Annotated in this window: 7 protein-coding genes; 3 read left to right on the top strand and 4 right to left on the bottom strand. The window is 73.8% G+C overall.

Features of this window, described 5'->3' with window-relative positions; genetic code table 11:
- The coding region (locus IF99_RS35875) for a GNAT family N-acetyltransferase (RefSeq protein WP_037827980.1) at positions 1-840 on the top strand (840 nt) is incomplete at its 5' end.
- Positions 841-964: 124 nt separating this feature from the next.
- Here IF99_RS35875 and IF99_RS0129170 read toward each other — a convergent pair.
- Both IF99_RS0129170 and IF99_RS0129165 read right to left on the bottom strand, forming a co-directional pair.
- Positions 965-1,708: a uracil-DNA glycosylase gene (locus IF99_RS0129170; protein WP_037827978.1), complete on the bottom strand. Its 744-nt coding sequence runs from the start codon at positions 1,706-1,708 to the stop codon at positions 965-967.
- Positions 1,709-1,996: 288 nt separating this feature from the next.
- Positions 1,997-4,219: an NADP-dependent isocitrate dehydrogenase gene (locus IF99_RS0129165; RefSeq protein ID WP_031001245.1), complete on the bottom strand. Its 2,223-nt coding sequence runs from the start codon at positions 4,217-4,219 to the stop codon at positions 1,997-1,999.
- Between the two features lie 346 nt (positions 4,220-4,565).
- Here IF99_RS0129165 and pip point away from each other — a divergent pair, with 346 nt between their 5' ends.
- A complete protein-coding gene (gene pip / locus IF99_RS0129160) occupies positions 4,566-5,537 on the top strand; it encodes a prolyl aminopeptidase (RefSeq protein ID WP_031001243.1) in 972 nt (323 codons plus the stop codon).
- A gap of 197 nt (positions 5,538-5,734) precedes the next feature.
- On the opposite strand, the gene IF99_RS0129155 is transcribed toward pip, so the two are convergent.
- Both IF99_RS0129155 and IF99_RS0129150 read right to left on the bottom strand, forming a co-directional pair.
- The gene (locus IF99_RS0129155) at positions 5,735-6,454 is read right to left on the bottom strand and encodes a GNAT family N-acetyltransferase (RefSeq protein WP_031001241.1); all 720 of its coding nucleotides are present in this window, start codon (positions 6,452-6,454) and stop codon (positions 5,735-5,737) included.
- A gap of 83 nt (positions 6,455-6,537) precedes the next feature.
- The gene (locus tag IF99_RS0129150; protein ID WP_051703753.1) at positions 6,538-7,197 is read right to left on the bottom strand and encodes a DUF4291 domain-containing protein; all 660 of its coding nucleotides are present in this window, start codon (positions 7,195-7,197) and stop codon (positions 6,538-6,540) included.
- Positions 7,198-7,513: 316 nt separating this feature from the next.
- Here IF99_RS0129150 and IF99_RS0129145 point away from each other — a divergent pair, with 316 nt between their 5' ends.
- Entirely contained in the window at positions 7,514-9,283 is a 1,770-nt protein-coding gene (locus IF99_RS0129145; RefSeq protein WP_234340908.1) for an FUSC family protein, read from the top strand.
- The last annotated feature ends 326 nt before the right edge of the window (positions 9,284-9,609 follow it).

The raw sequence follows: 9,609 nt of genomic DNA, 5'->3' as shown, positions 1-9,609 counted from the left end.
GCCCCCGCCCCCCGTCTCCTCCCCGCACGCGAAGCCCGAGCCCAGCCCGGTTTCCTGCCCGCCGCCCACGCCCTGCTCACCGCCCTCGTACGGGACGGGGCCGCCCTCGGCTGGACCGAACCGCCTCCCTGCGACGAGATCGCGGCCCTGCTCGACGCCGTGTGCGAGGAAGCCGCGCGTGGGGACGCGGCGTTGTGGGCCGCGTACGACGGAGTCCGGCTGCTCGGCCTCGGCTGGTGGCGCCGCTACTCCCGCCCCACCCACCGCCCCCACGCCGACCTGGAGAAACTCGCCGTCGACCCGGTCGCGTCGGGCCGTGGCCTCGGCCGCGCGCTCGCCGAGGCACTCGTCAGCGAGGCCCGCGCCAGCGGGATCGAGGTCCTCACGCTCGACGCACGCGGCGACAACACCCGTGCCCTGAGCCTCTACCGCTCCCTCGGCTTCACCGAGTACGGCCGCATCCCCGCCTTCGTCGCGGTCGGCACCCGCCGGTACGACAAGGTCTTCTGCGCCTACGACCTGCGCACCCCGCCCGACCCCGCGCACCGCACCCTCGCCCGCGTCGTACGCACCGGAGCGGCCTCCCCCGCGCAGTGGGACGCCTGGACCCCCGACGACCAGTACCTGCTGCTTCACTACCGGCGCGGCCGGGGCACCGTCGAGCGCCACCCAGGACCCGATCCCGGCCAGTGGACCGAGGATTCCTGGAACGAGGGCCGTTCAGCAGTGGTCGCCACCTGGGACGACGGCACCGGCGGAACCACCATCGCTCTCGCGGCTTTCCTCGCGGCGAGCGGCCTCGCGCTGACTCCGGACGCGGAGATCTCCGACGCTCCTTGAAGCGCCCCGGCAGGCCGCTCGCGAGGACGTCCCCGCAGGGTTCCGCCCACGACACCCACACAGAGCGGCCCGTGAGCCGCCCCCGCACGGCCGCACGCTGAAGGGCCCCCGCAGGCCCGCCCCGCTACCCCTCCATCACCCCCGCCGCGCTGCCCGCCTCCCGCAACACTCCTCGCAGCATCTCCGGTGTCAGCCGCCCCGTGAACGTGTTGCGCTGGCTCACGTGGTAGCAGCCGAAGACGTCGAGCGGGGCGCCTCCGTCCCGTGCGGGCAGGCGCACCCGGGCGCCGTGGCCGAAGGCGGGGCGGGGGCGGGGCACCTCCCAGGCCGCCGCCGCGAAGACCGGGAGCGCCGCCTGCCAGCCGAAGGCCCCGAGGATCACGACCGCGCGCACCGTGGGCCGCAGCAGCGCCAGCTCTTCCACCAGCCAGTGCCGGCACGTGTCGCGCTCCTGCGGGGTCGGTTTGTTCGCCGGGGGCGCGCAGTGCACCGGGGACGTCAGCCGGGTCCCGTGAAGGCGCAGGCCGTCGTCCGCCGAGCGCGGTCGCGGCGCGCTGGCGAGGCCGATGTCGTAGAGGGCGCGGAAGAGCACGTCGCCCGCGCGGTCGCCCGTGAACATTCGCCCCGTACGGTTTCCGCCGTGCGCCGCCGGGGCGAGCCCGAGCACGAGCAGCCGGGCGTCCTCGGGCCCGAAACCGGGCACGGGCCGCGCCCAGTACTCCTCCTCCGCGAAAGCCGCCCGCTTCACCCGGCCGACTTCCTCCCGCCAGGCCACCAGACGCGGACAGGCGCGGCACCGCGTGATTTCCGCGTCGAGCGCGTGCAGGTCCCCGCCCGCACCGTCGTGGACCCCGTCACCCCGAACCATGCCCCCACCGTAGGCCCACCGCGGAACGCGTCGCTCCACGGCCGTCCCTTCGGCTCGTCAGCCCCGCCCGACATACCGTCGGCCTCCCAGCCAGCCCGGCGCACAGCGTCTGGCCGCTCCCGCCGCGGAGAGCACCCCGTCACGACCCCATCCCTACGGGCCGCCCCGCCAGCCGCAGGACCACCCGCGACGCGCCGCCCGACCCGCGGGCCCGCCCCGGCACCCGCCCCCCCGAAACGCACCAGGGCCCCGTACGCGCAAGGCATACGGGGCCGTGGTCGTCGGGCATCAGCCCTTCAGCGAGGCCAGTACCTCGTTGAAGGTCGCCGACGGACGCATGACCGCCGCGGCCTTCGCGGCGTCGGGACGGTAGTAGCCGCCGATCTCCGCCGGGGAGCCCTGGACGGCGATCAGCTCGCCGACGATCTTCTCCTCGTCGGCCGCGAGCTTCTCGGCCAGCGGGCCGAAGGCGGCGGCGAGTTCCGCGTCCTCCGTCTGCGCGGCCAGCTCCTGCGCCCAGTACAGGGCGAGGTAGAAGTGGCTGCCGCGGTTGTCGATGCCGCCGAGCTTGCGGCTCGGGGACTTGTCCTCGTTGAGGAAGGTGCCGGTGGCGCGGTCGAGGGTGTCCGCGAGGATCTGGGCGCGGGCGTTGCCCGTCTTCTGCGCGAGGTGCTCGAAGCTCACGGCGAGCGCGAGGAACTCACCGAGCGAGTCCCAGCGCAGGTAGTTCTCCTTGACGAGCTGCTGCACGTGCTTCGGTGCCGAGCCGCCCGCGCCGGTCTCGAAGAGGCCGCCGCCGTTCATGAGCGGGACCACGGACAGCATCTTGGCGCTGGTGCCCAGCTCCAGGATCGGGAAGAGGTCGGTGAGGTAGTCGCGCAGCACGTTGCCGGTCACCGAGATGGTGTCCTCACCGCGGCGGATGCGCTCCAGGGAGTAGGCGATGGCGTCCTTGGGCGACTTGATCTCGATCGTCAGGCCCTCGGTGTCGTGCTCCGGGAGGTACTGCTTGACCTTCGCGATGAGCTGCGCGTCGTGCGCGCGGGTCTCGTCGAGCCAGAAGACGGCCGGGGTCCCGGTGGCGCGGGCACGCGTCACGGCGAGCTTGACCCAGTCGCGGATCGGCGCGTCCTTCGTCTGGCACATGCGGAAGATGTCGCCCGCGCTCACCGCCTGCTCCAGCACCGCCTCGCCGGCCTTGTTGAGCACGCGGACGGTGCCGGTGACCGGGACCTCGAAGGTCTTGTCGTGGCTGCCGTACTCCTCGGCCTTCTGCGCCATGAGGCCGACGTTCGGCACCGAGCCCATCGTGGCCGGGTCGTAGGCACCGTTCGCGCGGCAGTCGTCGATGACGACCTGGTAGATGCCGGAGTAGCTGCTGTCCGGAATGACAGCGAGCGTGTCCGCTTCCTTGCCGTCCTTGTCCCACATGTGACCGGAGGTGCGGATCATGGCGGGCATCGAGGCGTCGACGATGACGTCCGAGGGCACGTGCAGGTTCGTGATGCCCTTGTCCGAGTCGACCATCGCGAGCGCGGGGCCCTCGGCCAGCTCGGCCTCGAAGGACTCCTTGATCTTCTGGCCCTCGGGCAGCGCGTCGATGCCCTTGAGGATGCCGCCGAGCCCGTCGTTCGGGGTCAGGCCGGCAGCCGCGAACTGGTCACCGTACGCGGCGAACGTCTTCGGGAAGAAAGCGCGCACGACGTGACCGAAGATGATCGGGTCCGAGACCTTCATCATGGTCGCCTTGAGGTGCACCGAGAAGAGCACGCCCTCGGCCTTGGCCCGCGCGACCTGCGCGGTCAGGAACTCGCGCAGCGCGGCCACGCGCAGCACCGAGGCGTCGACGACCTCGCCGGCGAGGACGGGTACGGACTCGCGCAGTACCGTCGTCGAGCCGTCGTCGCCGCTCAGCTCGATGCGCAGGGTGTCGTCGGCCGGGAGGACCACGGACTTCTCGGTCGAACGGAAGTCGTCGTTCGTCATCGTCGCGACGTTCGTCTTGGACTCGGGAGTCCAGGCGCCCATGCGGTGCGGGTGCGCCTTCGCGTAGTTCTTCACCGAGGCCGGGGCACGGCGGTCGGAGTTGCCCTCGCGCAGGACCGGGTTGACGGCCGAGCCCTTGACCTTGTCGTAGCGGGCGCGGACGTCCTTGTCCGTGTCCGTCTTCGGGTCGTCCGGGTAGTCGGGCAGCGCGTAACCCTGCGACTGCAGCTCGGCGATCGCGGCCTTGAGCTGCGGGATCGACGCCGAGATGTTCGGCAGCTTGATGATGTTCGCCTCGGGCGTCTGCGCGAGGCGGCCCAGCTCGGCGAGGGCGTCCTCGATGCGCTGGCCCTCCTCCAGCCACTCCGGGAAGCTCGCGATGATGCGGCCGGACAGCGAGATGTCGCGGCTCTCCACGCCGACCCCGGCGGTGGAGGCGTACGCCTCGATGACCGGCAGGAACGAGTACGTCGCCAGCGCGGGCGCCTCGTCGGTGTGCGTGTAGATGATGGTCGAGTCAGTCACCGGGTGCTCCGCTCCGTCTCCACTGTCTGCGTCTTGCTGGTACTGCGGGTGTTGCTCGTCTTGCGGGTCTTGCCAGTCTTGCTTCGCGTCTTTTCAATATTGCTCGATATCAAGATATCCCGAGAGGGTGGCTCTCCCGAAAGGGCCCTTCGTCCTGCGGACGGCGGCACCCCCACCCCCGCACTCCGGAGCCGAGCCCGCCGGGCACGGCTCCGCACGTGGCGGACGTGGCGGCGGCACGTGCCGGACGTGGCGGCGGTACGTGGCAGCGCGCCCCGGTCCCGTACGGTCAAGGCGCCACCCCGTCCCCTCACCCCGGCCCGCGCCCCTCTCGTACGCTGCCGGGATGCCGACCCCCGTACCGCTGCACGCCGACTCCGCCCCGTACGCCCACGGTCACCTCCCCACCGACGACGGACACGAGCTGTACTGGGAGACGTGCGGCAACCCGGAGGGCCTGCCCGCCCTCGTCCTGCACGGCGGTCCCGGCTCCGGGTGCTCGCCCCGCTTGCGACGGTACTTCGATCCGGCCCGCTACCGGATCGTGCTGCTCGACCAGCGCGGTGCGGGCCGCAGCCGCCCGCACGCCTCCGATCCCGCGCACGATCTCTCCACCAACACCACCCCGCACCTCATCGCCGACCTGGAGGCGCTGCGCGAGCATCTCGGCATCGGCCGGTGGCTCGTCTGGGGCGGCTCCTTCGGCTCGGTCCTCGGCCTGCGGTACGCGCAGCTGCGACCCGAGCGCGTCCGCGCCCTCGTGCTCACCGGCGTCGCGACCGGCAGCCGCGGCGAGGTCGAGGTGTTGACCCGGGGCCTCGGCCGGTACTTTCCCGAAGCCTTCGCGCGCTTCCGCGCGGGCGTGCCCGAGGCGGCGCGCGACGGCGATCTCGCGACCGCCTACCGCGAACTGCTCGCCTCGCCGGACCCGGCCGTGCGCGCCCTCGCCGCCCGTGACTGGACCGACTGGGAGACCGCGATCATCCCTGCTCCGCCCCGCTCCGAACCCCGCTACGAGGACCCCCGTTTCCGCCTCGGCTTCGCCCGCACTGTCACGCACTACTTCAGTCAGGACCACTTCCTCGGCGGCGACGAAGTCGTCCTCCGCGAGGCCCACCGCCTGCACGGCATCCCCGGCACCCTCGTCCAAGGGCTCCTGGACCCCGGCAATCTCACCGGCGCCGTCCACCGCCTCGCCGCCGCCTGGCCGGACGCCACCCTGCACGTCGTCAACGACGGCGTCCACGGCGCGAACGCCGAGATGGCAGGGCATCTCGTCGCCGCGACCGACCGCTACGCGGACGAGGCCGGGGCCTGAAACGCGAGGGCGCGAGCGCGCCGAGGCGGCAGACACACGGTGGAAGACGGCAGGCCTGCGGTGAATGCGGCGCGGCGGACAGGCTCGTGCGGGGTGCGGGGTGCGGGGCGCGGCGTGCGGCGTGCGGAGTCGGGACCGGTGCGGCGGGCGGGATGCCGTGCTCTGGCTCCCGCCGTGCCGCTCTGTCCCGTCCCGCCTCAGGCGAGCGTCACCGGCAGCACCGCGTGTTCGGTGAACACACCGAACGCCCGGAAACCCAGCCCCCGGTACAGCGGCTCACCTTCCTCGCTCGCCTGGAGCACCGCCGTGCCGACGCCCGCGTCGCGGGCCGCCCGCAAGGCGGCGAGCGTGACCGCGGTCCCGTGTCCCCGCCGCCGGAACCCGGCCCGCGTCGACACGTTGTACAGGCCGGCGACCCCGTCCGACAGGAACACCTCCGCGCTCGCCACGATCTCTCCCTCCACCTCGCCCACGAAGAGCAGCGCCGGACCACCGGGGCGCAGCAATGCCCCCGCCGAATCCGCGTAGAAGCGCGTGACAGTCGCCGCGGGCGGCTCCCAGTTCGCCGCGACGACCGCGGCGAACCCCGCGAGGTCCTCAGCCGTCCGCACCTGCCGCACCACGAGCCCGTCCCGCGCCACGGGCCGGGGCACCGCTCGCCGCAGACTCCGCGCCATCGCGGGCTCGCGCGCGGCGACGGGCGCCCCGGCCGCCGCGAGCAGCGCCGACAACCCGTCCGGCCGCGAGCCCGGCCCCACCCACCAGGTGAACCGCCGCCCCGTCGTCCGCAGCGCGGCAAGCGTCGCCAGCACCCGCGCCGATGAGGCCCGTTCCGGGAACCGCGCACCCGCCACGACGTTGAACGTGTCGTCGTCGAGCCCGCTGTCCGCGACGTGCACCTCCCCGCCCGGAGGCACGCCCACCGCCCGCCCCGGATGATCACGGTGCAGATGACAGGCGTGCGCCACGAAGTTCCGCTCGGCCCGCCCCGCCAGATCCCTCACGCGGCCCCCTCCGGCACACGCGGCGCCGGCAGCAGACCCGCCAGCGCGTCCGCCGGCACCTCGTACGGTCGCTCGACCGGCACCAGCGCCCGCGCCGCGTCGAGTCGTCCCTCGCGTACGAGCCCGTGCACCTCATGGGCGAGCGGTGTCACGTCCCGTATGCCGACGATCCACTCGTCCGCATACCTGCGGCTCGCCTCACCCGACAATCCGAGCTGCAGCGAACGGTGCTCCAGCGGTCGCCCGTGGAAGTCGCGCTCGGGGTCCCACTGCACCCGCGCCGGCGCCTCCCGCAACGACCGCTGCCACTCCGCCCGGTCCGTGTGCACACCCCGCGCGTAGTGCGAGAGTGTCGCGTGCCGCAGGGCCCACAGGAAACCCTCCCGGGCGATCTCCACCGCGAGCACCGTCTCCTGCCCCTCCTTCGTCCCCCACCCGCAGCGGTACATCATCCAGAGGAACGACGGCTTGACCCACGTCATCCGCCCCCGCCCCCATGCCTCCGGGAACCGCCCGTCCCGCGCCGCGGGCACACCGAGGGACGGCCGGTACGCCTGGTACACGGTGAGCGTGTCCGCGGTGTGCAGCGCGCGTATCTCGTGGCGGCGGGGGTCAGGCCGCACAGCGCTCTCCCCCGTGCGTTCGTAGCTCTCCATACGGCGAGCCTGACGGTCCGCTGACCAGCGCGCCAAGGGATTTTTCCCGCGCCCGGGCTGCCACAGTCCCGTAACCCGCCCGTTTCCTCCCCACGTCACCTCTCCCGTACCCTTGAGGAAGCAAAGCCACGGCCGCTGCCGTCCGCAGGCAACCGCGCGTTCGTATCGCGCGACGTACCCCAAAGACCTGCCGACGGGAGCGAGCTTGTCCGCACGCGGATTCCGCCACCAGCACCTCCTCCGATTCCGCCGCCCCCTGCCCGCCTGGCTCGCCCACGCCCTGCACGTCCCGCGCGTGCCGGTGCCACGCGGCGCCATGGTGCGTGGCCTGCTCGGCGCGCTGCCGCTCGTCCTGGCCGTCGCCGCCGCACAACCGGGGCTCGGCGTCATGGCGGCGCTCGGCGGCCTGCTCGCCGCCATCAACGACCGCCCCGGCAGCCGCCGCACCGCGGGACTCCGTCTCGGCGCCCCCGCCCTCGCCGGCACCTGCGGTCTGCTGCTCGGCAGTGGCGCTACGGCACTTTTCCCGCACTCCGCCCAGCCTTTCCTCCTTCCCCTCGTGCTCACCGTCCTCGGCCTGCTCGCCGGAGCCGTGAGCGCGGTCGGGCCCGTCGCCTCAGGCGTCGGCACGCAGATACTCGTCACGACCGCCATCGGAGCCGGTATGCCCCTGCCGGAGCCCGGCTGGCAGCGTGCCCTCGCTTTTCTCACCGGAGCGGCCTGGCTCCTCACCCTGCGCCTCCTGCTCCCGTCCCCGGACGACGGAGCCCGCCACCCGTACCGCCTCGGCACCGAACGTGCCGCCGTCGCCTCCGTCTACACGGCGATCGCCGCACTCCTCGACGCGACCGGCACCCCTGCCGCCCCCGCCCGCCGCTCCGCTCTCACCGCCGCACTCGACCAGGCTCAGGACGCCCTGCGCGGGCCCCGGCTTCCCCGCTTCACGAGCAGCGCCGCCGAACGCCGCCTGCACGCCCGTCTCGACGCGGCCCTGCCCCTCGCGGAAGCCGCGACCGCCCTCTTCTGGGCCGGACGCCGCCTACCGGCCCGTACCGTACGAGGCCCGCTCGCCCTCGCCGAGGCCGCACGCCACGACACCGTGCCGGGGCCGGTGCCCGCTCCCGAACGCGACGCGCCGGGGCTCCGCGCGCTCGACGCCTCGCTCCTCTCCGCCCTCGCCGCCTTCGACTCCGTTCCCGCCCCCGCCACCCGCACCCCGCGCGGCGCACGAGCCCGCCTCCGCGCCGCGCTGCGTCGCGTGACAGGCCCGGCGGGGCGCGAGTACGGAATCCGCGTCGCGCTCAGCATGGGCGCCGCCACCGCCGTCGCCCAGACCCTCCACCCCGAGCACTGGTACTGGCTCCCCGCCACCGCCGTCTTCCTCGTCAAGCCCGACCTGGGCCCGCTCGCCTCGCGCGTCCTGTGCCGGGTCGTCGGCACGGCCGCCGGAGCGGGACTCTTCGTCGCGCTGGCCGCCGTCGCCGCCCCCCTACCGCTGCCGGCCGAGACCGGACTCGTCGCCCTCGCGGTGATCTGCGGGACGCTGGTCCCGCTCGCCATGCGCCACTTCGCCCTCCAGACCGGCGTCGTCACCCTCCTCGTCCTCGCCCTGGTCGGCCTCGGCGGCGACACCCAGGCCACCTGGAACCGCCTCACCGACACCCTCCTCGCCTGCGGCATCGTCCTGCTCGCCGGTCACCTCCCCCTCCCCGGCCGGGCGGGCACCGTCGCCCGCGGCCGACTCGCCGCCGCCTCGCAGGCGGCGACCGACTACCTCGGCCACGTACTCAGCGGCTCGCCCGACCTGCCCGGCCGCTGGGCACTGCGCCGCGCCGCCTACCGCTCCCTCGCCCAGGCCCGCGCCGCCGTCGAGGTCTCGGCCGCCGAACTGCCCCCGCTCGCCCGCCGCAGCGCCGGAGCGGCCGAACTCACCGCCGTACTCGAACGCCTCGTCGACACGACCACGGCCGCCGCCGTCCACGCCGACGACGCCGGCACGCTGCCCCCGCGCGACAGCGCCCGCCTCCGCGCCCTGCTGGGCGAACTCGGCACACTCGACCGCGACCGGACCCCCGTGGCGCACTGATTACACCGATCCGGCCCGCCGCGTCGCTCGCTGTGAGCGCTGATGCAGACACCGTACGTCAACGAGGTGGCGGGGTGCGGCGAGCAAAAAATCCGCTCACGCGGAAGAGTGAGAGCTTTCGCGGGTTTCCCGGAGTTATCCACAGATGCGGCGAGATGGTGGGGCGGTCGGGTGGGGAGCTGGAAGGATTGAACTGGGGCCGCCCCCTGGGAGGGCGGGGGTCTGTCTTGAGGTCGCCCTCGCGCGCCCCCTCCGTCCCCCCTTCGCCTTCCCCCTCCCCGCCGGCCGGCGGACTCACCCCGCCCCCTCCGCGCCCGGTGTAACCC

Source organism: Streptomyces sp. NRRL F-5630, assembly GCF_000719475.1.
GTDB lineage: Bacteria > Actinomycetota > Actinomycetes > Streptomycetales > Streptomycetaceae > Streptomyces.
This window is presented reverse-complemented; position numbering and strand designations above follow the sequence as displayed.